At 66.1% G+C, this 22,560-nt stretch carries 21 protein-coding genes and 1 tRNA gene; 15 read left to right on the top strand and 7 right to left on the bottom strand.

Going from position 1 to position 22,560, the window contains the following annotated elements:
• Nucleotides 1-48 precede the first annotated feature (48 nt).
• From K414_RS0106480 to K414_RS0106470, 3 genes are read left to right on the top strand one after another with little or no spacing between them, the layout of a single operon-like run.
• A complete protein-coding gene (locus tag K414_RS0106480) occupies nucleotides 49-1,212 on the top strand; it encodes a multidrug effflux MFS transporter (protein WP_228139385.1) in 1,164 nt (387 codons plus the stop codon).
• 54 nt (nucleotides 1,213-1,266) lie between these two features.
• A complete protein-coding gene (locus tag K414_RS26195; RefSeq protein ID WP_045841731.1) occupies nucleotides 1,267-1,791 on the top strand; it encodes a DUF309 domain-containing protein in 525 nt (174 codons plus the stop codon).
• A 56-nt stretch (nucleotides 1,792-1,847) separates the two neighbouring features.
• Nucleotides 1,848-2,534 carry a hypothetical protein gene (locus K414_RS0106470; RefSeq protein WP_152530368.1) on the top strand — a complete coding sequence of 229 codons (687 nt, stop codon included), beginning with the start codon at nucleotides 1,848-1,850 and terminating at the stop codon, nucleotides 2,532-2,534.
• Nucleotides 2,535-2,546: 12 nt separating this feature from the next.
• Here K414_RS0106470 and K414_RS0106465 read toward each other — a convergent pair whose 3' ends face one another.
• Nucleotides 2,547-3,311, bottom strand: a complete 765-nt coding sequence (locus K414_RS0106465) for a deoxyribonuclease IV (RefSeq protein WP_027495204.1) — start codon at nucleotides 3,309-3,311, stop codon at nucleotides 2,547-2,549.
• Nucleotides 3,312-3,386: 75 nt separating this feature from the next.
• On the opposite strand from K414_RS0106465, the gene K414_RS0106460 reads away from it, so the two are divergent.
• From K414_RS0106460 to K414_RS0106440, 5 genes are all read left to right on the top strand, one after another.
• The gene (locus K414_RS0106460; RefSeq protein ID WP_027495203.1) at nucleotides 3,387-4,121 is read left to right on the top strand and encodes an ABC transporter ATP-binding protein; all 735 of its coding nucleotides are present in this window, start codon (nucleotides 3,387-3,389) and stop codon (nucleotides 4,119-4,121) included.
• 68 nt (nucleotides 4,122-4,189) lie between these two features.
• Nucleotides 4,190-6,712: an FtsX-like permease family protein gene (locus tag K414_RS0106455; protein WP_027495202.1), complete on the top strand. Its 2,523-nt coding sequence runs from the start codon at nucleotides 4,190-4,192 to the stop codon at nucleotides 6,710-6,712.
• A 182-nt stretch (nucleotides 6,713-6,894) separates the two neighbouring features.
• A complete protein-coding gene (locus tag K414_RS0106450) occupies nucleotides 6,895-9,480 on the top strand; it encodes an alpha/beta fold hydrolase (protein WP_081701542.1) in 2,586 nt (861 codons plus the stop codon).
• Between the two features lie 111 nt (nucleotides 9,481-9,591).
• Nucleotides 9,592-10,521, top strand: coding sequence for an alpha/beta fold hydrolase (locus K414_RS0106445; protein WP_027495200.1), 930 nt, complete (start codon nucleotides 9,592-9,594; stop codon nucleotides 10,519-10,521).
• Nucleotides 10,518-11,156 (top strand): LON peptidase substrate-binding domain-containing protein, encoded by a 639-nt coding sequence (locus tag K414_RS0106440; protein WP_027495199.1) that lies wholly within the window; start codon nucleotides 10,518-10,520, stop codon nucleotides 11,154-11,156. The genes K414_RS0106445 and K414_RS0106440 overlap by 4 nt, the downstream gene beginning before the upstream one ends.
• A gap of 72 nt (nucleotides 11,157-11,228) precedes the next feature.
• On the opposite strand, the gene K414_RS0106435 is transcribed toward K414_RS0106440, so the two are convergent.
• Nucleotides 11,229-11,302 (bottom strand) — tRNA-Met (locus K414_RS0106435).
• 72 nt (nucleotides 11,303-11,374) lie between these two features.
• Between K414_RS0106435 and K414_RS0106430 the strand changes: the two genes are divergently transcribed.
• Entirely contained in the window at nucleotides 11,375-12,154 is a 780-nt protein-coding gene (locus K414_RS0106430) for an enoyl-CoA hydratase-related protein (RefSeq protein WP_027495198.1), read from the top strand.
• Here the strand turns inward: K414_RS0106430 and K414_RS0106425 are convergent.
• Nucleotides 12,137-12,754 (bottom strand): DUF998 domain-containing protein, encoded by a 618-nt coding sequence (locus tag K414_RS0106425; RefSeq protein ID WP_027495197.1) that lies wholly within the window; start codon nucleotides 12,752-12,754, stop codon nucleotides 12,137-12,139. The genes K414_RS0106430 and K414_RS0106425 overlap by 18 nt on opposite strands.
• Nucleotides 12,755-12,857: 103 nt before the next feature.
• Between K414_RS0106425 and K414_RS0106420 the strand changes: the two genes are divergently transcribed.
• Nucleotides 12,858-13,421: a TetR/AcrR family transcriptional regulator gene (locus K414_RS0106420; protein ID WP_045841613.1), complete on the top strand. Its 564-nt coding sequence runs from the start codon at nucleotides 12,858-12,860 to the stop codon at nucleotides 13,419-13,421.
• Nucleotides 13,418-14,773 (top strand): AarF/UbiB family protein, encoded by a 1,356-nt coding sequence (locus tag K414_RS0106415; protein WP_027495195.1) that lies wholly within the window; start codon nucleotides 13,418-13,420, stop codon nucleotides 14,771-14,773. Before K414_RS0106420 ends, K414_RS0106415 begins: the two co-directional genes overlap by 4 nt.
• A 21-nt stretch (nucleotides 14,774-14,794) precedes the next feature.
• On the opposite strand, the gene K414_RS0106410 is transcribed toward K414_RS0106415, so the two are convergent.
• On the bottom strand, nucleotides 14,795-15,772 hold the full coding sequence (locus tag K414_RS0106410; RefSeq protein ID WP_027495194.1) for an NADPH:quinone oxidoreductase family protein: 978 nt from the start codon (nucleotides 15,770-15,772) through the stop codon (nucleotides 14,795-14,797).
• A 106-nt stretch (nucleotides 15,773-15,878) separates the two neighbouring features.
• Here K414_RS0106410 and K414_RS0106405 point away from each other — a divergent pair, with 106 nt between their 5' ends.
• Entirely contained in the window at nucleotides 15,879-16,565 is a 687-nt protein-coding gene (locus tag K414_RS0106405; protein ID WP_237606144.1) for a dienelactone hydrolase family protein, read from the top strand.
• Nucleotides 16,552-17,460 carry an amidohydrolase family protein gene (locus tag K414_RS0106400; protein WP_202595050.1) on the top strand — a complete coding sequence of 303 codons (909 nt, stop codon included), beginning with the start codon at nucleotides 16,552-16,554 and terminating at the stop codon, nucleotides 17,458-17,460. Before K414_RS0106405 ends, K414_RS0106400 begins: the two co-directional genes overlap by 14 nt.
• Nucleotides 17,461-17,476: 16 nt before the next feature.
• Here K414_RS0106400 and K414_RS0106395 read toward each other — a convergent pair whose 3' ends face one another.
• Both K414_RS0106395 and K414_RS0106390 read right to left on the bottom strand, forming a co-directional pair.
• Nucleotides 17,477-18,325, bottom strand: coding sequence for a patatin-like phospholipase family protein (locus K414_RS0106395; RefSeq protein ID WP_027495191.1), 849 nt, complete (start codon nucleotides 18,323-18,325; stop codon nucleotides 17,477-17,479).
• Nucleotides 18,326-18,355: 30 nt separating this feature from the next.
• Nucleotides 18,356-19,222, bottom strand: coding sequence for an alpha/beta hydrolase (locus K414_RS0106390; protein ID WP_027495190.1), 867 nt, complete (start codon nucleotides 19,220-19,222; stop codon nucleotides 18,356-18,358).
• A 167-nt stretch (nucleotides 19,223-19,389) separates the two neighbouring features.
• On the opposite strand from K414_RS0106390, the gene K414_RS26190 reads away from it, so the two are divergent.
• A complete protein-coding gene (locus tag K414_RS26190; RefSeq protein ID WP_051364966.1) occupies nucleotides 19,390-20,571 on the top strand; it encodes an alkane 1-monooxygenase in 1,182 nt (393 codons plus the stop codon).
• A 10-nt stretch (nucleotides 20,572-20,581) separates the two neighbouring features.
• Here K414_RS26190 and K414_RS0106380 read toward each other — a convergent pair whose 3' ends face one another.
• Nucleotides 20,582-21,784: an ATP-binding protein gene (locus K414_RS0106380; RefSeq protein WP_027495189.1), complete on the bottom strand. Its 1,203-nt coding sequence runs from the start codon at nucleotides 21,782-21,784 to the stop codon at nucleotides 20,582-20,584.
• Between the two features lie 229 nt (nucleotides 21,785-22,013).
• On the opposite strand from K414_RS0106380, the gene K414_RS0106375 reads away from it, so the two are divergent.
• Nucleotides 22,014-22,481, top strand: coding sequence for a 2-isopropylmalate synthase (locus tag K414_RS0106375; protein WP_027495188.1), 468 nt, complete (start codon nucleotides 22,014-22,016; stop codon nucleotides 22,479-22,481).
• Nucleotides 22,482-22,560: the final 79 nt, after the last annotated feature.

Raw genomic sequence — 22,560 nt, 5'->3', positions numbered from 1 at the left:
AGCACGTCGGCTCCCACAACCGAGCCGACGTCACGCGAGCGCCTCCGGGTGATCCTCGTACTCGGCGCGCTCATCGCCCTCGGTCCACTGACCATCGACATGTACCTGCCGGCACTTCCTGCCATCGCCGAGGATCTGAACACCCCGTCGTCTGCAGTGCAGCTCACGCTCGCGGGTACGTTGGTCGGCCTGGCGCTCGGCCAGCTGGTCATCGGACCGCTGTCGGACATCGTCGGCCGACGATTGCCCCTCATCGTGGGCACCGGAGTGCACATCCTGGCGTCGCTCGCCTGCATCGTTGCTCCCAACATCGCCGTACTCGGCGGCCTGCGTGTGATTCAGGGTCTCGGTGCCGCAGCTGCTGCCGTGGTCGCCATGGCCATCGTCCGAGATCTGTTCAGCGGGCGCGCCGCCGCGACGGTCCTGTCTCGCCTGATGCTCGTCATGGGCGTCGCTCCGGTGCTGGCGCCGTCGCTCGGCGGTGCGGTACTTCTCGTCGGTTCCTGGCGGCTCGTGTTCGCCGCGTTGGCGATCATGGGCGTGGCGTTGATGACGCTGGCAATCGTGTCGCTGCGCGAGTCCCTGCCGCCCGAGCGTCGTCGGGCCAGTGGCGTCATGCCCGTTCTACGAACCTACCGATCGCTGCTGCGTGACACGCAGTTCGTCGTCCTCGTCATGGTCGCTGCCCTGGCCATGTCGGCACTCTTCGCGTACGTCGCCGGTTCGTCGTTCGTCCTGCAGGAGGAGTTCGGCCTCGACGAGCAGCAATTCGCCATCGTTTTCGCGGCCGGTGCGATCTCTCTGATCGGCGCATCCCAGCTCAACGTCCTGCTGTTGGGACGCTTCGCACCGGTGCAGATCGTCCTGTCGGCGCTGTCCTTCGGCGTCGTCGCCGGCGCGATCATGGTCGTCCTGGCGGTCACCGAGGTCGGCGGCATGGCTGGGTTCGTCGTCCCGCTGTGGTTCGTACTCGGGGCCGTCGGGTTCGTCATGCCCAACGCGCCCGCGCTGGCGCTGTCCCGCCACGGTGAAGCGGCAGGCGGCGCAGCTGCACTACTCGGTGCCGCACAGTTCGGACTCGGGGCGATCGTCGCACCGATCGTCGGTGCACTGGGCAACGACGCGATCGCCGTCTCGACGACGATGGTCGCCACCTCGGCGGCAGCGCTGATCGCACTCGGGTCGGTGACCGTCCTGTCCGCACGTCGGTGACCTCACTCGCGTCATCGTGTGGGCCATGGCGGTCACCCCACTAGGGTGACCGCCATGGCCGAACGCGAGCGCGACCCGCAGGGCAAGCCCCTCAACGCCCGGCCGCGCGACGGCCTCGGCCGCCCGCTGGCCCGCGGCGGCACCGGAACACCCCGGGTTCCCGACGATCTCCGTCTTCCACCGGACGCCGCGCTCACCGAAGCGCAACGATTCTTGGACGCACGTATGCCGTTTCACGCCCACGAGGTACTCGAGGGCACGTGGAAGAGCTGCGTCCCGGACGAACGCGAGCTGTGGCAGGGCCTTGCACAACTGGCCGTCGGATTGACGCACCTGATGCGAGGAAACCGCGTAGGTGCCGCTTCGTTGCTTCGCCAAGGACACGACCGCCTGATCGGTTACGAGGTCGAGCCCCCACACCGGATCGACGTGACGGGTCTGCTCGGCTGGTCCGAGGACCTGCTCGAGGACCTGGAGACGGGAACGCTACCGACCTCACCAGGCGTTCCCGCACTGCGCCGGGCGGTGGAATCGGGATCGGACGGGGGCGTCCTGGCACACCGGCCGGACTCGAGCTAGCCTGAGGGAATTAGGTAAGGCTAGGACAATCTTCACCGGAAGTGGGGTTCCTCGGCGTGACCGTGTTCGCACCGCTGAAACTCGCCCATCGCGAGACGATCAGCCCAGCTCAGCTCGGACGTACCTTCTGCACCGAGGTCGCCGAACAGGTTCCCTATTGGGTCGCTGTCCTGACCCCGGCCGAACGTCCGCTGCAGGTCACGCCGTCTCCACTCCGTGAGCGCACCATGGTCACGCTGTCCGTTCCCACGAACACGCACCGGCTCGACGCTCTGCTGCTCGCCGCGCTCGGATCTGCGGTGTCCACGTGGCAGCGAGACAACCGCCGCGGCTCGTCGTCGGGCGTCCTGGTCGATATCGACGTCGACGACACCGGATTCGTCCATCCCGTCCGGCTCCCCGCCGTTCCGGTCGACGCCCTCACCGAATCCGCCCGCGCCTCGTACCTCGTCGACGACGTCTGCAGACGGCTGGACTCGGCACCTCACGGTGGCCGCGACTACCCGCTGACCCGGAACTACCCGGCGCTGGCCTGCCGCCCGGGAGCGCAGATTCTGTTCCGCCACGATATATCCGAAGCCGACGCCGGCCATGACGAGTACGCCATCGACATCGCGATCGGCGAGACGGAATCAGGGCTGGTGTCGGCCCGAATCACCTGGTCCACCGGCATCGAGGGAATGGACGAACTGGTCCGCCTGTGGGCCGCAGCGACCACCGAGCTGACGGCAGCGCCCTCGTAACCGCCGGATTCGCTACAGGCTTTTCAGCAGCCTCACGTCGTCGTCGATTCCCTCTGCCGGGGTTTCGAGGATCACCGGTGCATCGGCGGCGAGCGCGACGGCCGTCAGAATGTCCGCGTCGATCGTTCCGGTGCCCAGGTTCGCGTGCCGGTCGCGGGCAGAGTCGAACTCGTCGCGCGAATTGTTCAGATGCACCAGGTCGATTCGTCCGGTGATGGCCTTGATGCGATCGACCACGTCGATCAGGTCTTCGCCGCCGGCCCACGCATGGCAGGTGTCGAGACAGAAACCGGCACCGAACTCCCCGATGGCGTCCCACAACCGCGCGATGTCGTCGAAGCGCCTCGCCATCGCCGAGTCGCCGCCGGCAGTGTTCTCGACGAAGATCGGTACGCCGAAACCACCCTGCTCGGCCTGACGCTCGAACAGCTTGCGCCAGTTGTCGATTCCCTTGGCGGTGTCCTCGCCCTCCCGGACGTGACCGCCGTGCACCACCAAACCGATGGCACCGATCTCGGCAGCTGCTGCGGCCTGTTCGACGACCGCCTTGCGGGACGGGATTCGAATGCGATTGTTCAGGCTCGCCACGTTCAGAACATAGGACGAGTGCACCACCACATCGACGTCTCCGGTCAACAGAGCCTCACCTTGGGGGTGCGGGGTGAGCTTGTTCCACTTCTGCGGATCCGTCAGAAACATCTGGACGAGGTCGACGCCGAGCGTCTCGGCCGTGCCCAGAGGGTCGCTGCTGTCGCGGACATGTGCTCCGATGCGCATGACGCCCATCATAGGGGTCGAGTTCAGGGTCTCCCCTGATAGCGACGGGGCCCGAACACTGAAACACTGGCACCCATGAGCGACATTGCCGCACGTGCGGTCGACGTATCGAAGGTCTACGGTTCTGGCGACACCCAGGTGCACGCACTGTCCGGGGTGAACGTCGAGTTCGCCCGCGGAGAATTCACCGCCATCATGGGCCCGTCCGGCTCGGGCAAATCCACACTGATGCATTGCCTGGCCGGGTTGGACACCGCGTCCTCGGGCACGGTCACGATCGGTGACACCGAGCTGACGGCGCTGTCCGACAAGGAGATGACCGGGTTACGAAGGGACCGAATCGGTTTCGTGTTCCAGGCCTTCAATTTGGTGCCCACCCTGACCGCGCTCGAGAACATCACTCTGCCGCTCGACATCGCCGGACGTACTCCGGACAAGCAGTGGCTCGACACTGTCGTCGACCGACTGGGCCTGCGCGACCGCCTGGGCCATCGCCCGAGCGAACTCTCGGGTGGGCAGCAACAGCGCGTGGCGTGCGCTCGCGCACTGGCCGGTCGACCCGACATCGTGTTCGGCGACGAGCCGACGGGCAACCTGGACTCCCGCTCGTCCGGTGAGGTGCTGTCGATTCTGCGCACGGCCGCAGACGAATTCGATCAGACCGTCGTCATCGTCACCCATGACCCACGAGCGGCCAGTTACGCCGACCGCGTCGTGTTCCTGGCCGACGGAGCTGTCATCGATCAACTGGCGTCGCCCACCGCCGACGCCGTCCTCGAGCGCATGAAGAAGCTGGAAACGGTCCACTGATGTCGCACTCGGTCGCCAAGAAATCGAATCCCGACAAGGCCCCGACGCGGGCCGCGTCGGGCAACCCCATGCGTAAGGTGTCGCTGCGAAACCTTGCCGCCCACAAGGTTCGGCTGGCACTGACGGTTCTGTCCGTCGTACTCGGAACCGCTTTCGTCGCAGGCTCGTTCGTCTTCACCGACACGCTGCAGCGCACGTTCTCGTCACTGTTCGCCGACACCGCACAGGGAGCCGACGTTCGAGTCGCCCCCGAGGATGCGCGATCGAGCGGAGTACCCAACGAGGACATCGCCGCCATCTCGGCGCTTCCCGGCGTGCGTGCTGTCTCCCCGTACGTGGGAGGACAACTCGTTCTGCTGGGTAAAGACGGTGCCGCAGTGCAATCCGGCGGTGCACCGACGATCGGTGAGTCCTACCTGCCGGACGAGCAGCGGCTCGGCGATCCGGCGACATTCGTCTCCGGCTCGGCCCCCACCGCACCCGGCCAGGTCGCGATCAACGCAGGTGGCGCCGATCGAGCGGGCCTGCAGGTGGGCGACGCGACCCAGGTACTCGTGCCGTCCAAGGGGATCACCGACATCACGATCTCCGGAATCTATTCCACTGCAACAGAATCCGGTGGTTTCATCGGGATTCAGTTTGTGCAGAGCCAGGCGAACGAGTTGTTCACCGACGGTGCGCACGTGCAGTACATCGACGTCGCGGGCAACGATCTCGCCGCACAGGGTAAGACGCAGAGCGACCTCAGGGACGAGATCGCCGCCGCGTTTCCGGATCTGAAAGTGCAGACCGCTGCCGACGTCCAGGCCGAAACCAAGGCCGAGGTCGAGTCGGCACTGTCGTTCATCACGTACTTCCTGCTCGCGTTCGGTGCCATTGCACTGCTCGTCGGCACGTTCATCATCTACAACACGTTCTCGATGATCGTCGCTCAGCGGGTACGCGAACTGGCGCTGCTTCGCGCCATCGGAGCCAGCCGCGGGCAGGTCAGTCGCTCGGTCGTACTCGAAGCGGTCGTCGTCGGCGTCATCGGAAGTGTGCTGGGCTTCGCCGGCGGTGTGGGACTTGCGTACGGATTGCGCGCTCTGCTCAATGCCTTCGACCTCGGGTTGCCGTCGGGCCCACTCGCCCTCGAACCACGCACCGTCGTCGTCGCCTTCGCGGTGGGCATCATCGTCACCGTCCTCAGCGCCTACGCACCGGCGCGGCGAGCAGCCAAGATTCCACCGGTGGCCGCAATGCGCGAGGAATTCGCGTCCGCCGGCGACACCCTGCGAACCCGGACGTTCGTCGGCGTCGGACTGGGAATCGCCGGAGCGGCAGCGATAGTCATCGGCGCTCAGTCGACCGGCGGCGCTGCCGCAGCAACCGTCGGCGTCGGCGCGGTGGCGGCGATCGTGGCCACGGCCCTGGCCGCACCGTCGTTGTCACGGCCCGTCGTGGGAGCCCTGGGGGCCGTCCTCACCCGGCCGTTCGGTGCCATCGGTCGCTTGGCCAGAACCAACTCGGTGCGCAATCCGCGCCGCACGGCAGCCACCGCATTCGCGTTGATGCTCGGCCTCATGCTCGTCACCGTCATCGGGGTACTCGGGTCGACGGCGAAGGCGAGTGTCGATTCACTCGTCGACACCGGCGTCGAAGCCGACTACATCCTGTCCGGTCCACAGTCGATCGGTGTCCCGGCCGGAGCCACGGCGGCCGCACAACAGGTCGACGGGGTGGAACGAACCGCTGTGCTGCATCCGGTGTTCGTCACGATCGCCGGAGAAGAAGAATTCGGCGCTGCCATCGACGGCTCCCCGGAAGGGCTGCTCGACCTGTCCATGGTTCGGGGCACCGCAGACCTCGAGAGCAACGGCTTCTCGGTGTCCGAGACCGAAGCGTCCACCAAGGGCTGGGACATCGGCACCCAGGTCGTGTTCGACTCCGTCGACGGAGCTTCGGTTCCCGTCACCGTCACCGGTGTGTTCACCGACAACCCACTGATCGGCAGTTGGATCGTCTCGGGCGACATCTACGAGAAGGTGACGCCATCCATTACGCGGTCGGATCTGCTGGTCCTCGTCAAAGCCGCGCCCGGAACCGACCTCGGTACGCTGCGCACCGACCTCGAGGCTGCGACCAAACCGTCCGTGGTGGTGCAGGTACAGGACGTCGAAGAATTCAAGGGCAGCCAAGGCCAGCAGATCGACACACTGCTCGCGGTGCTGTACGGACTTCTCGCCCTGGCCGTGGTCATCGCAGTGCTGGGCATCGTCAACACCCTCGCCCTGTCGGTCGTCGAACGCCGACGCGAGATCGGCATGCTCAGGGCGATAGGAATGCAGCGACCGCAGGTGCGTCGCATCATCTACCTCGAGTCGCTGCTCATCGCCCTGTTCGGTGCCATCGTCGGCGTCGCCCTCGGCATCGCCTTCGGGTGGGGCTTCGTCCAGACCCTGCGCGACGAGGGCCTGGGTGCCATGACGGTGCCCTGGGGGCAGGTCGTCGCAATGCTTCTCGGGTCCGCGGTGGTCGGAGTGCTGGCCGCTCTGTGGCCTGCCGTTCGGGCCGCGCGCACCAAACCGCTGGAGGCGATAGCCGACCTCTGAACAGGGTCGCCCCGACACCGGGCATTTCGTAACGACACCCGTTCGTTACGAAATGTCCGGTTTTCGGCTTGCGCGGAAAGACGGCCCGCGTCTACTTTAGGGGTGGTAAAACAGTCTTCTAGTAGGTTTGTGTACCGCAAACGAACCTTTACCTCGCGGGTCGGGCTCGTGCAAGGAGAATCATGACGATTCAGGACGCCTACGCGCCGACCCGATCTGTGCCGACGGTATCCGTGTCGAGCCGAGCTGTGTCGACGGGTCCTGTACCGGCACGATCCGCGCTCGCCCCGCTGTGTCGTCCCGACGGCCGCGACACGCTGATGGCGCGCTACCGCGAGGTAGCGCACGCCATGCCGGACGCGGCCGCGTTGCACGCGGCGGGGACGTCCTTGACCTTCGACGAGTTGCTGCATCGCGTGTACTCGCAGGCACGCAAGATCGCTGCCCTGCGCCCGTCCGATCACCGGCCCCTCGCCGTCGAGGCGGACGCGTCGGTCGACTCGATCGTGCTGATGCTGGCCGTCATCGCCGCAGGCCATCCATTGGTTCCGCTGGATCCGCAACTCCCCCATGAGCGCCGCGACCGCATCGTCGAACAGGCCAAGGCCTCGATCCTCGATTCGGCGACCGTAGACACAGCGGTCGATTCCTGCGTTCCGCTGCCGACGGTCTCGGGCGGCCACACCGCGGTGATCAACTACACGTCCGGATCCACCGGTACGCCCAAAGGCGTCGTACTCAGTCATCGCATGTGCCTGACCAAGGCGTACGAGGTGTCCACCGCGCTGGGGTTGGGCTCCCACGATCGCGTCGGCGATGCCCTTCCCGTCAGTTTCGGCGCGGGCCTGAACACCCTGTTCGCCGGGCTGCTCAGCGGTGCCACCGTTCATTGCCGTGACCCTCGATCCGGCACGGTCGGCAGCATCGCAGAGTGGGTAGCGGACCACTCGCTGACCACGTTGCACTGCTCGTCGTCGCTGCTGCGCGCCGTCGCGGGCCAGGTCACCGTACCCACGCTGCGCGTCGTCACCACCTACGGAGAATCACTGCACGCCGACGACGCGCGCCGCTTCCGCCTGGCTTCCGCCAACCGCGCCACACTCGTCAATTGGTACGCGACCACCGAGGCCGGGGCCGTCGCGTTCAGCGAGTACCCCCTCGACCGTGCGTTGCCGTCCGGCTTTCTACCCGCGGGCACTCCCGTCGCAGGAAAGCTCGTCGAGGTCGTTGCTGCCGACGGCTCCCCGTGCGAACCCGACGTCATCGGCGAGGTGCGCGTCACGTCGGCGTGCCTGGCCGACGGCTATCTCGAGGATGTCGGCGTGGACTCGGAGAAATTCGCTGCCCTCGGCGACGGCCTGTTCCGGTATCGCACCGGCGACCTGGGCCGGTTCGATGAGGACGGAACATTGCAGCTCGCCGGGCGTATCGACGACGCAGTCAAGGTACGCGGCTACCTCGTCGAACCGGCCGAGGTGGAGGCGGCACTGCGCGCGCTGCCGAACATCGATGATGCCGTGGTGATCGGCAGGAGATCCGGCGCCGATACCGACCTCGTCGCGTACATCTGCTCCGACCGGGCCGTCCGGGCGAGCCAGGCCGACATCAGGGCCGCCCTGCGCCGAACCCTGCCGGAATGGATGGTGCCCACCCACATCGTTGCGCTCGACGCCATGCCCCGCAACGAACGCGGCAAGATCGACCGCAGAGCACTGCCCGAGCCGTCCGACCGACGCGTCGAACGCACCGCGGTCGGCCCCACCGAATACATCGTCGCGGAGGCCGCTCGCACTGCACTCGGACTGGACGCCATCGGGCGGGACGAGGATTTCCTCGAACTCGGTGGCAACTCGCTGACCATGACGGCGATGCTCGCCCACTTGCGCGAGAACCTGAAGATCGAACTCGATCCGCAGGACGTGTTCGCGTCGACCACCGTGCGAACGCTGGCGTCCACCGTCGACGCTCGGCTTCGCGACACCGCCGCCGCACGTCGGCGCTCGTCCGGTGTCCACGACGTTCTGGTCCCGCTGCGCACCGGGGGTACCGGAGCTCCGATCTTCCTGATCGGTGGTGCCGGCGTGGGCGCGATGGCGTTTCTCGATCTGGTCAAGCACCTCGACGCCGACCGTCCCGTCTATGCCCTGCAGGCACACGGCCGAGGCACACGCGGGCGACCGGACCGGACCATCAGAGCCACCGCGGCACGGTATGTCGACGCGATCCGCACGGTGGCCCCCGACGGCCCGTTCCATCTTGTCGGCCACTCGCTCGGCGGCTGGATCGCCATCGCGATGGCAGAGAAGATCAGAGATTCCGGCGTCGGTACCCCGCATCTGCTACTTCTCGACACCCGGCTGTTCCGTCATCTCCTGGACCGGCTTCCCGGGGGTACGTCTGTCCCGGCAGCGCCGCCTGCACCGACCAGAGAAGACGCCGGCTTCCATCTGGGCCGTGTCGGTACGGCCGCGCTGTGGCTGCGTATGCAATTCGCTGGGCTGCTGCGGTATCCGACGACCATGGAATGGTTGGTGTTCGCCAGCATCGGGTACGTGGCGTTGAACAAGCATGTGCCGACTCCGTGGTCGGGGTCGATGACTGTGGTTCGCACCACCGAGAACGTCAAGGACCTCCGGTCGTGGCGAGCAGTCGCTCACGGCGAGCTGACATTCGTCGATATCACCGGCCACCACGCGAACATGTTGCGCGGACCGATGGCGAAGGAACTGGCCGACATCATCGACGACACCGTCGACAACGCGCGCTGACTGGGAATATCACCCGCGACGGCCTGTCGCGGTGGCGGCACAGCTTGTACGTTTGTGCCGGACGGCTAATTAGCCGAGCCACCGGCCCGAACCGAGACAGGGAGGTCGACCATGAGCGCATCGTACGAACTGCAGTCGGTGGAACTACACAAGGACGTCTTGCGGTACGTCGATATCGGCGACGGGCCGCCCGTGATTCTCGTCCACGGGCTGCTCGGATCGCACAAGTCCTGGGGCCCGCAGATCGAGCGACTGTCGGACCGGTATCGGGTGATCGCACCCGACCTGTTCGGGCACGGTGACTCCGACAAACCGTCCGGCGACTATTCGCTCAGTTCGCACGCGGCCACCATCCGCGACCTGATGGAGTACCTGAACATCGACTCGGCACCACTGGTCGGCCACTCGCTCGGCGGCGGCATCGTCATGCAGATGACGTACCTCTTTCCCGAACGGGTCGATCGCCTCGTGCTGGTCAGCAGCGGTGGACTCGGCCCGGAGGTGAGCCTGCTACTCAAGGCCGCGACGCTACCCGGCAGCGAACTGGTGCTTCCGATGTTGGCCTCGGATTGGTTCCGCAGGAACACCGAAGGAGTGCTGGCTCGACTGGGCAAGTGGGGGGTTCCGGTAGAGCCCGGCCCCAGCATGGCCGAGACCTGGCGCTCGTTCCGATCGGTCGCAGACCGGTCGACGCGGGAGGCATTTCTGGCGTCGACGCGGGCCGTCGTGGGTCCTCGCGGCCAAACCGTCAGCGCCAAGCAGCATTTCGAGAAGTTCGAGTCCATTCCCTCGCTGCTGATCTGGGGCGGCAAGGACCGCATGATTCCCGCCAAGCACGCGGACAACATCCGACGCGAGGTACCCAACAGTCGCGTCGAGATCTTTCCCGACGCCGGCCACTTCCCGCAGCTCGACGAGCCGGACTTCTTCTTCCGGCTGCTGGACGAGTTCTTGGCCGCCAACCACACCGACTCGAGCGACGCGGACCACAGCGCGCCGACGGAGATCACCCCGGCAGCCATGCCGCTCCAGCGCCCGTGAGCGTCATCCCGATGTTCCCGCTCGGCAGCGTGTTGCTACCGGGCGAACGTCTCCCGTTGCACATCTTCGAGCCGCGATACCAGGCACTGGTACAGGACTGTCTGAAGATGGACGATCCCCGTTTCGGCGTCGTTCTCATTGCCCGGGGGCACGAGGCAGGCGGCGGCGACGTACGACACGACGTGGCGACGATCGCCCACATCATCGGTCACGAGGCCATCGGAGACGGCAGGTATCTGCTCGAATGCGTCGGCGGCGAACGGATCCGCATCGACGCGTGGCTCCCGGACGACCCCTACCCACTGGCCGACGTTCGCGCATGGCCCGACGCAGACGTCGATGCCGTCATCGCCGACACGCAATTCGCCGCCACCTGGGCCAAGGTCGAGGATCTGTACGAGCTGATCGGTCGGCTCGAATCCTCCGGGGACATCGTGACGCCGGGCGTTCCGGATTTTCTGAGCCTCCCGATTTCGGCCGCCGAGAAGATCTGGTCACTGGCCTCGTTGATCCCGATGGGCCAGTCCGACCGACTCGACATCCTGTCGGCACCGGACGCCCCGTCGCGCTTGAAGGCACTCGACGACGCGATCGAAAACGTCACGGCCGTCGTGCAATTCAGACTTCAGCCCTGACCGGAGCCAGTCCGGCGAACCCAGAAAAGAAATCAGGCCCGGCACCATCGGTGCCGGACCTGATCTTCGTAGTAGCGGGGACAGGATTTGAACCTGCGACCTCTGGGTTATGAGCCCAGCGAGCTACCGAGCTGCTCCACCCCGCGTCGGGTGATACCCACGGTACATGCCGTCGTGGCAGACTCCCAATCGCCAGGTCAACGCTCTACGGTTCTTTCATGCCCACCGAGTCGTCACCCGTCCTGTCTTTTCCACACCAGGCGGTCGCACAGATCACGCTGAGCAACCCTCCGGTGAACGCCTTGACCCAGCCTGCGACGCGACGTCTGCGGGCGATGCTTCGCGAGCTGGCCGACAACTCCTCCGTCCGGGCCGTCGTGCTCACCGGCGACCGGGTGTTCAGTGCCGGTTCGGACATCTCCGAAATGCCCGCGATGCAGGCGGCAGGCGACGTCCTCGAACGCAAGAGCAATGTCGAGAACGCGACCCTCGAATTACTGGCCGACCTACCGCTCCCGACGGTCGCAGCGATCGACGGCTTCGCCCTGGGCGGTGGGCTCGAGATGGCGCTGTGCTGCGATCTCGTCGTCGCCGACGCGGGTGCCCGCCTCGGCTTGCCCGAGATCGATCTGGGGCTCGTCCCCAGCAGTGGCGGGACCATGCGTGCGTTGCGGCGGGTGGGTCAGTCGCGCGCAGCCGAACTGGTGTTGCTCGGCGAGCCCATCTCTGCCGAGACCGCTCTGGAATGGGGTCTGATCAACAGGGTGGCTCCACGCGGTGGGTCCTTGTCGATGGCACTGGACCTGGCACACGTGCTGGCCGCGAAGTCCCGCTCGGCCGTGCACGCGAACAAACGAGCTCTCGCGCTCACGTTCGGGCAGTCACCACACGAACCGGCACGACGCGCACTGCCGGTGTTCGAGGAAGCCTTCGAGTCGGCCGACGGCCGAGAGGGCGTACGGGCCTTCCTCGCCAAGGAATCACCGAACTTTCGATAGCCGGGCCCGCGCGAGAAGTGCTGCACCGGTGACGATCTCCCATCCGATGATGGTGTAGACGGAAATCCGCTCGAACGCTCCACCGCCGAGGATGCCGGTATCGGCGAGAAACAATGCGAAACCGGCCAGCCCCGCGACACCGGCGACGGCGCTGGCCGCCGTGTACCACCGAGGTGCGCCGACGCGTCCGCCGTACCGGCCTGCAGCCAGGAGCACCAGGTTTCCACCGATGATCGCCATACCCGCGCCCGCTGCATGCGGAGTCGATGCTCCGTCGACCGAAGCATGCGCGAGCCCGACCACGATGCTGCCGATGCCGTGCACGAGCGACGTGCCCAGCACGATCCAGCGCGCTCGACCCTCGAACAACACCGACAATCCGAGGCCGGCAAGAACGAACAGCGTGCCGTCGACCACAAAGCCGGTGTTCATCACCGGGTGCCACGGTGAGATGTCCGGAATCCCGAGGTCACTGATGTTGTTGCGCGCGTAGCTGTACGGTCGGTCGGTCCAGCCGCGCGCCGAAATCGCTTCGGCAGCGAGGTAGGTACACCCACCGACCAGAAACGCCGCGGCGGCCAGAACTGTGGATCGCTTCACCACTGCAGTATTCACTGCCCGATACCCGATGGGTCATTCCGCAGGCTCCACTCCCGGCGACCCCGATGCACCGGGCTTGTACCGATTGGTACAGTACCGGCTCATGAGCGATCGCCACGACGTGGTGCCGATACTCGCAGGAGTGTTCCGCGACCACGGGTTCGACGGGTCGTCCCTCGCGGTCATCAGCAGATGCACCGGACTCGGCAAAGGCAGTCTCTACCACTACTTTCCGCGGGGAAAGCAGGAAATGGCCGAGGCAGTCCTCGACGACGTCGAGCTGTGGTTCCACCACAACGTCTTCGAGCCGCTGCGGCACGGAGACGACGCGGCGTCGACGACCCACGACATGTTCGAGCAGACCGCCCGCTATTTTCGATCCAATCGCCTGGTGTGCCTGTTCGGCGCGTTCACGCTCGGGCTCGAGCGTGCCACCTTCTCCAGCCGTGTCGCCGCGCATTTCACCCAGTGGATCGAGGCACTCACTCCGGTGCTGCAGCGGCTCGGACACGGAGACTCGGCGGCCGAGCTGGCCGAAGAGATCGTCGCCGGAATTCAGGGGGCGTTGGTGCTGGCGAGGGCTTTCGACGATGCCACACGATTCGACCGGGTGCTGGCCCGACTCGAAGCCTCGGCCGCACGCGTGTCGGCGGGAGTGCACGCATGACACCTGACGACACGACGCCCAAGCCGGCACCCGAGCTGAAGACCTTCGGGATACGAGAGTTGTTGCGACTCATCGTGATCGGGTCGGTGCTGACGTACTTTCAGTTCATCGCCATCGGCCGCTGGGTTCGTGCGCCGCGGCGCGGCTGGCCGGTTCACGCCTCCAAGGCCGTCGTCGACGCGTTCTTCGTGCTCGGCCCCACCTTCGTCAAGGTGGGGCAACTGATGGGTTCGTCGCCCGGACTGTTTCCCAAGGTCCTCGCCGACACCTGTCTGCGATGCCTGGACGAGGTGCCGCCGTTTCCCGGGTCGCAGGCTCGCGCGGTGATCGAGGCAGACCTGGGCCGGAGCGTCGACGAGTTGTTCTCCTCGTTCGACGACGTACCGCTCTCGTCGGCGTCGGTCGCCCAGGTGCACCTGTGTGTGCGCCGCGACGACGGCCGCGAAGTGGTCATGAAGGTGCAGCGGCGAGGCATCTACCACCGCATGAAAATCGACCTGCGAATCGCGTATCTCATCGCGCGCGGTCTCGAGAAGTTCATTCCGTTCTTCGCCACGGCCAATGCGTCGGCCATCATCGTCGACCTGCACGCCGCGACGTTCGCAGAACTCGACAGCGCAGTGGAAGCCAAGCGCCAGCACAGCTTTCGCAGTGCAATCGGGGCATTCGGCGACAACAAGCACGTCACCGCACCCGAGGTGTTTCTCGACTACTGCGGTGGACGCGTGATCTGCATGGAACGCATGCACGGCTCGCCGCTGGACCGGTACCGGCCCGGTGAGCAATCGGAGCTGATCGTTCGCCGTGCCGCCAAGGTCTGGATGGAGGCCCTGGTACTGCACGGCCTGTTCCACGGCGACGTGCACGCGGGAAACGTCTGGGTGCTCGACGATGGCAGAGTGGCCTTTCTCGACTTCGGCGTCATGGGCGAGGTGGACGAGCAGTGGCGCGCGTTGTTGCTCGACCTCTTCCACGCCACGGTGATCGACGGCGACTTCACCCGCCTCGCCGGTACCGTCAAACGTCTGGGAATCGTTGCCCCGCAGATGGGTTCGGACGCCGAAGTCGGCGCGATTCTGCAGTCGGTGTTCGCGCCGATGCTCTCGGCCACCCTCGCCCACTTCAGCCTGGCGGACTTCATCCGGGCGTTGGTGGGCATGGGCAAGCAGTACAAGACGTCGAGCCCCGAGGAGCTGATCCTGGTGGCCAAGCAGCTCGGCTACTTCGAGAGGTATGCCATCGAACTCGCACCGAACTGGGCGTTGGGCACCGACCCGTTCGTGTTCAAGAACGTCTTTCCCGCCGAGATCGCGGCGCTGTCCGAGGCACGGGGCATCGAGCTGCCGGAGTGATCCGACAGCCCGCGCACCCGATCACAGACTGAAGTCGAGAACCACTTTCCCTGCTGCCGTTCGGTTTTCGAGCGAGGCGATCGCTGCTGCCGCGTCGGAGACGGGGAAGACGGACGGCTCGGGAGCCACGAGCGAACCGTCCGCGAGCAGCGGCTCGATCTCGGCCCACTGAGTGGCCAGGTAGCCGGGGCGCGTCATCCACCACGCACCCCACCCGACGCCGACGACATCGACGTTGTTCAGCAGCAACCGGTTGACCTTGACGGTCGGGATCTCGCCACCGGTGAAGCCCAGCACCAGGATTCGGCCCGACGGCGCGAGCGAACGGATGCTGTCGGTGAATCGGTCCCCGCCCACCGGATCGACGACCACGTCGACGCCACGGCCGCCGGTCAGCTCCTTGACCGCGTCCTTCCAGCCGTCGACCAGTACGACGTCGGTGGCTCCGGCGGCTCGCGCGATGTCTGCCTTTGCTTCCGAGCTCACCACTGCGATCACCCGTGCTGCCCCGAGCACCGGAGCCATTCGCAGAGCGGAGGTTCCGATCCCGCCCGCCGCGCCGTGCACCAACACCGTCTCGCCCTGCGCCAAGCGGCCGCGCTCGCGCAACGCGAAGTGCACCGTCAGATCGTTGAACAGCAAGCCTGCGCCCGCAGTGAGCGACACGGACTCGGGCAACGCGAACACTGTGTCGGGCGAGACGACGGCGACTTCTGCCATACCGTCGCTGAGCCCCGTCAACGCTGCCACGCGATCTCCGGCCGAGAAGCCGGAATCCGCCGGAGCCGACCGCACGATGCCGGCGATTTCGCTGCCCGGAACGAACGGCAACTCGGGCTTGTACTGGTACAGCCCACGGGTGAGCAACGCGTCGGGAAACGCGACGCCCGCGGCCCTGACCTCGATGACCACCGACCCGTCACGCGCGGTGGGTTCGTCGATATCGGCAACGGTCACCGAATCGGGTCCGTCGAGACTGGAGATCTGTACCGCGCGCATGAAGTGTCCTCTCGGTCGGGATCGTTCCCTGCCTGCCACGGTACAAAACTGCTGTACTCACCGCCGCTACCGGCATCCACTCCTGGTGATGTGCTCCAATCGAGGGGTGAACACCACTCCCCTCACCGTCGTCTCGCCCGACGGCACCGCCCGCGGCGGCGTCATCGTCATCCAAGAAGCCTTCGGGGTCACCGACCACATCGTCGACGTCTGCAATCGGGTCGCGGCCGCAGGCTGGGTAGCCGTGGCTCCGCATCTGTTCCACCGGCAGGAGGGGGTGAGCGTGCTCGACTACTCGGACATGGATTCCGCCATGGCGGCCGTCGGGAAACTCGAGGCGGACGAGGTGGACTCCGACGTGGACGCGGCGGCGAGTGCGCTGGCCGAACTGGGGTTCGAGCCCTCGTCCATCGCGATCGTCGGCTTCTGCATGGGCGGGACCGTGGCCTTCCACACCGCGGTTCGACGGCAACTCGGTGCGGCCGCCACGTTCTACGGTGGCGGAATCACGAAGGGCCGCTTCGGTTATCCCGCGATGGCCTCGGTGGGCGACGCCCTCCAGACACCGTGGCACGGCTTCTTCGGAGATCTGGATGAGGGCATTCCGTTCCAGGACGTCGAGACACTGCGGGAGATCACCGCCACGGCACCCGTCGGCACCGAGATCACCCGATACCCCCACGGCAAGCACGGCTTTCACTGCGACGACCGCCCTGCCGTGTTCGATGCCGCAGCCGCAGGCGACGCGTGGACCAAGACCCTCGAGTGGTTCGACGCGCATGTCGCACGCTGAGCACCCTCGCTCCGACGCCGAACTGGCGGCGGAGACCGAACGCATCGTCGCGTTCTGGACCGAGCTGGCGCTGCCCGGCCTGTTCGACGTCCACACGCACTTCATGCCGAAGAACGTAATGGACAAAGTATGGAGCTACTTCGACAGCGCAGGCCCGCTGACGGGCAGCGTCTGGCCCATCTCGTACCGCTTCGCCGAAGACCGGCGGCTGCAGGTGATTCGAGGGTTCGGCGTGCGGCGATTCACGTCGATGATCTACCCGCACAAACCTGCCATGGCGGCCTGGCTGAACTCCTGGGGTGCCGACTTCGCGGCTCGCACCCCCGATTGCCTGCAGACTGCCACGTTCTATCCCGAGGACGGAGCCACGCAGTACGTCGAGCAGGCGGTGACGAACGGAACCCGAATCTTCAAGTCGCACATCCAGGTCGGGAACTACTCGCCCAACGACCCGCTGCTCGACGGCGTCTGGGGCACCATTTCGGATGCGCAGATTCCGGTGGTCATCCACTGCGGCTCCGGACCGGCACCCGGCTCGTATACCGGCCCCGAGCCGATCGCCGCTCTGCTGCAGCGGTTTCCGACGCTACCGCTGATCGTCGCGCACATGGGCATGCCCGAGTACATCGATTTTCTCGATCTGGCCGATCGATACGAGAACGTACGCCTGGACACCACCATGGCCTTCACGGATTTCTCCGAAGCCGCTGCGCCGTTTCCCCGGCACGAGATGCCGCGGCTGCTGGACCTGCAGGATCGCATTCTGTTCGGGAGCGACTTCCCGAACATCCCGTACCCCTACCTGGACGCGCTGCAGGCGGTGAGCCGTCTCGGACTCGGCGACGAGTGGGTTCGCGCCGTGTGCTGGAGCAACGGCGCGGCCCTGTTCGGCTGAGTCCCGTTCGCGGGTCTCAGCCCACCCAGAATTCCGCGATACGCTCGGCGATGGCGGTGCCCTGCGCCCGGCCCGCTGTTGCCGCCGCTGCGCGTACGGCGATGTCGGTGGGGTCGGGTCCGATCGCAGCCGACGAAGCCGCGTCGGGAACGATCACTTCCACCTTCGAGCCGCCCTTGACCAATTTTCCCCGTTCGACCTCGAAGGGGTCGCCTTCCAGGTCGAGTGCACCGACCTTGAGCACCAGCACCTTCTCGAAACCCACCGCCAGATCGGCGTTCTCGCTCGCACGGATACCGCCGTCGACGTAGCGGTGATCGCCGATCGTCACCGGCGGCCACATGCCCGGGATAGCGCAACTCGCGGCCACGGCGTCGATGAGCTCGACGCCCGATCCCCGGTCCAGTACTCGATGGCGTCCCGTCAGGGCGTCCACGGTGACGATCCGCAGATCGCGGTCGGGCCACGAGTGCGTCGTCAGTCGACGGGCGATGATGGCTCGTCGTTCCCGTTCGCTGATCGTTGCTGTCGCCAAAGCTTCGGCACCGATACGTCTGCGGGTGTCCAGCGCACTGCCGTCCGAGTTCTGGGCTGCTCGGGCCAACATGGTGACGAGCTCGTCGATGGTGGCCTCGGCGTGCGGCTCGTTGTCCTGCTTGGACTCGTCCGCCTGACGCTCGAAGAACTCCGATACCGGGGTGCCGCTCGAGATCTGAGCGGCCACCGAAGAACCGGCCGACGTTCCGAGCAACATCTCGGCGTCGCTGACATCGGCCCCGGCCTCGGCCAGTCCCAGAAGGACGCCTGTCTGCCACGCAATGCCCGCTACACCGCCGCCGCCCAATACGAGCGCTCGTCTGGCCATGGTCGTAACCCCGTTCTTCCGCTGGACCCGTCAGGAACTTACAGCCCCGCCGCCGACCCGCGGCCGTAACCACGTGATCAGGTCGTCGAGCACGCGTTCCTGCTCCGGCTCGTTGAAGACTTCGTGGAACAGCCCGTCGTAGGTTTTCAAGGTCAGGTCCTCGGATCCCGCCAGTTCGGCGATCAGCTCGCTGCCCGAGACGTCGGCCAACCGGTCCGCGGTTCCGTGCTGCAGCAACACCGGAATGGTCAGCGACGGCAATCTGGCGGGATACGTACGACTCTCCTGCAACAACGCTGCAGCGAGCCCGGCCGTGACGCTGCCGTGATAGCCCAGCGGATCGGCGACATAGGCGTCGACGACGGCCTTGTCGCGGGAGACGTCGTTGGGGTCGAGTTTCAGCACCGGCAGCGACGGCAGGAACCTGCCGAGTACTGCACCCACCGCGACCAACGCTTTCGGCTGGCCCACGGACGGGTTGACCGCAGGCCCGGACAGCATCAGTGCGTCCAGATCACCCTGATGGTCGAGGGCGTAGGACAGTGCGATGGCACCGCCCATGCTGTGTCCGAGGAGGAAGGTGCGGCTGCCGGGGTGCTCCTCAGCCGCGATCGAGAACAGTGTGTGCAGGTCGTCGGTGAAGTCCGACCATTTCGCCAAGGAGACTCGCTTGCCGCCGGATCGCCCGTGCCCGCGGTGGTCGGGTGCGTAGACGACGAGGCCGAGCGAGCCGAGCCGCTCGATCACGTGTCGGTACCGTCCTGCGTGCTCGGCCAGGCCATGGGCCAGCACCAGAACGCCGGTAGGGGAATTATCGGCGGCGGCGTCCGGGGTCCAGACGTCGTAGACGATACGAGTTCCGTGTACCCCGGCGAACGACGACTCGACATGCTGCATTCGGTCACCGTACAAGGACCGCGACGCCTTCGACGGCCCATCGCTCGAACCCCACAGATTCGTCTAGGTAACTATCCTCAGAGGCGTGGCGATGTACTTGTGACAGACCACCACCGCACCCCCTCGTACCGCGTGGGCAGCCTCGAAGATCAGGAGTGAGTTCACGCATGCCCGACAAGGACGCCGCAGGGGCCTCGCCGACGTGGCGCGATCCCAAGCGTTATCTCTGGCCGCTCGGCCTGACGATTCCGCTGAGCCCGTTCCTGGCGTGGGGCTTGGTGTCACTCCTCGGACCCGGCGCATTCTGGGCACTCGGGCTGATGATCATGGGCATCGCGCTGCCCCTGGTCGACAAGTTCGCGGGCGTCGATCGCAGCAATCCACCCGACGAGGCTCTCGCAGCACTCGACAAAGACAAGTACTACCGGTGGTGCGTCTACCTCTTCCTGCCGCTGCAATACGCCGGCCTGGTGGCCGCGTGTTACCTGTGGGCCCACGGCCCACTCGGCACACCGGAGAGGATCGGCCTGGCCGTCACCGTGGGAGTCGTCGGCGGCGTCGGCATCAATGCCGCGCACGAACTGGGGCACAAGCGCGAGAACGTCGAGCGGTGGCTCTCCAAAGTCACTCTGGCGCAGACGCTGTACGGCCACTTCTACGTCGAGCACAACCACGGCCACCATCTGCGCGTCGCCACCCCCGAGGATCCGGCGTCGGCGAAATTCGGTGAATCGTTCTGGAAGTTTCTGCCACGCACGATGTTCCACGGTCTGCATTCGGCCTGGGATCTCGAAACCCGTCGACTCGCGCGGTCGGGCTCGTCACCGTGGACGCTGCGAAACAACCTTTTCAACGCGGCCGCGATGAGCATCGTTCTGTTCGGGGCACTGATCGCAGTGTTCGGTTGGATCGTGTTGCCGTACCTACTGATTCAGGCCGCCATCGCCATCGTCCTGTACGAGGCGGCCAACTACCTCGAGCACTACGGCCTGATGCGCACCAGGCGTCCGGACGGTCGCTACGCCAAGCCCTCGCACCGCGACAGCTGGAACAGCGATCACCTGTGGAGCAACCTGTTTCTATACCACCTGCAACGCCACAGCGACCATCACGCGAATCCGGTACGCCGCTACCAAGCACTACGAACCGTCGACGAGTCTCCGCAACTCCCGGCCGGATACGCGGTGATGATCTTCTGCGCGATGGTTCCGCCCTTGTGGCGCAAGGTGATGGATCAGCGCCTGATGGACTTCTACGACGGCAACCCGAGCCTCGTCAACGTCGACCGCACCGATCGCACCGCGGTCCGTCGCCTCGAGAAGCTGACCGGGGCGCGAGCGCAGTCGTAGCGTCGACGCCTCAGACCGCGGCGGGCTCGTCGGTTTGTGCTCTCAGGTAGCGCCCGAAATGCGGCACCGTGAACGCGATCGTGCCGCGCTCGGCCGAGTAGATCAGGCCCTTCTTGATCAAGCCGTCCCGGGCAGGCGACAGTGATGCCGGCTTGCGTTTGAGCTCGGTGGCGACGGCCGAAGTCGGCACCGAACCGTCGTCCACCGACAGTTCGGCCATCGCTCGCATGTATTCACGTTCGGCGGGTGTCGCGCGTTCGTAGCGCGAACCGAAGAATCCGACGGCCAGTTCCTCCTCAGCCGTCGGAGCGGCAACACGCACGTCCTCGGAGGAAATCGGGCTGTCGGCGGCGAGATCCCACGTCGCTTTGCCGTAGGCCTGCACGAAGTAGGGGTAACCGTCGGCGGCTGCGTAGAGCGCGTCGAGTGCCTCGGGGGTGAATTCGACGTCCTCGCGGTCGGCCGGCGCGATCAACGCGAGATCTGCTGCGGCTCGCTCGAGCCTGCCGATTCGGTGGTAGCTGAACAGGCGCTCGGAGTAACTCTTGGATGCCGACAACACAGCCGGTAGGTGCGGTAGTCCGGCCCCGACGATGATCAGCGGCGCGGTGTCCTGACTGAGTTCGTGGCAGGCCGCGCACAGTGCGGAGATGTCTGCGGGACCGAGGTCCTGCATCTCGTCGATGAAGATGGCGATACCCACACCTACGTCCCCGGCCAGCGCGGAGGCGTCGAGCAGCAGTTCGACGAGGTCGATCTCGATGTCACCGGAGTCGGCGCGGCCGGTCTTCGCCGGGACGTCGATGCCCGGTTGCCACCGCTCGCGCATCCCCTTGTCCGCGGTGGCGCGCAGCGCGAAGGCCTTGAGGACGCCGAGAAACTCGTCGACGCGTTCGGGGTCTCGATGCGAGGCCGCAATGCCGCGTACCGCCATGTGCAGCGCCGACGACAGGGGCCGGCGCAGTTCCTGGTCGGGGCGAGCTTCGATCTTGCCGGTGCCCCAGCCGCGCGCGATGGCCGCGGATCGGAGGTGGTTGAGCAGCACCGTCTTGCCGACGCCGCGCAGCCCAGTGAGCACGACGCTGCGTTCCGGTCTGCCGCGGGTGATGCGTTCGAGGACGACGTCGAAGGCGTCGAGCTGCTTCTTTCGACCGGCGAGCTCGGGTGGGCGCTGGCCTGCGCCGGGAGCGTAAGGGTTACGCACGGGGTCCATGGGGCCAAAGTTACAACGAATCGTGCGATATATGCGGACATCTAGCTCGTGTCCTAGAGATCCGTATTCGTTCGATACTTGCGGGACGCCCGAGGCCGGGGCTACTGTCGGCTCCGTGAAGCGCATTCTCGTAGTACGCCGCCGTAGCGGGGTCTGATTCGGACCGACCCCTCGCTGCGGGTCGTCGTGCTCTCTCGGTCCTCCCTTCACATTCGCCAGGACCACCCTCATGAATTCACTTGCTTCCACCTACGCCACCGATCCGTTCCATGCCCGTTTCGGCTGCGCCCTGCCGCGCACGATGCGCGACGAGATCTCCGGGCAACACATGTCGTGGGCGGCCTTCGTCGACCGCTTCTCGCCCACCACCGGCCCTCTTCGGCTGGGCTCCTGGTCCGGCACTGGGGCCACCGGGGGCAAGATGTCGTTCGACGCCACCTTCGGTATCGGTGACACCATTTTCGCTTGTGCCGCAACAACATACGGACCGATCGAGGCGTTGACATCGATGCTCCACGACGCCGGATTCCGCATCGAGATCCTCTCGTTCCACCAACAGCGCATCGGCGACGAGACCGCCACCTTCGTCCTGGCCGAGCACGACGGTCGCCGCGAATGGTCGATGTCCATCGAGCCCGACGCAACCCTGTCGTCGATCCGGGCCATCGTCGCCGGGGCCAATCTGCTGCATCGATAGCCCCAACCCAGTGCCGAGTTCGCAGTTGTGTAGGCCAAAACGCCCTCATTGCCTGCACAACTGCGAGCTCGACACACCC

The sequence above is a fragment of the Rhodococcus sp. JG-3 genome, assembly GCF_000482405.1.
Taxonomy (GTDB): Bacteria; Actinomycetota; Actinomycetes; order Mycobacteriales; family Mycobacteriaceae; genus Rhodococcoides; species Rhodococcoides fascians.
This window is presented reverse-complemented; position numbering and strand designations above follow the sequence as displayed.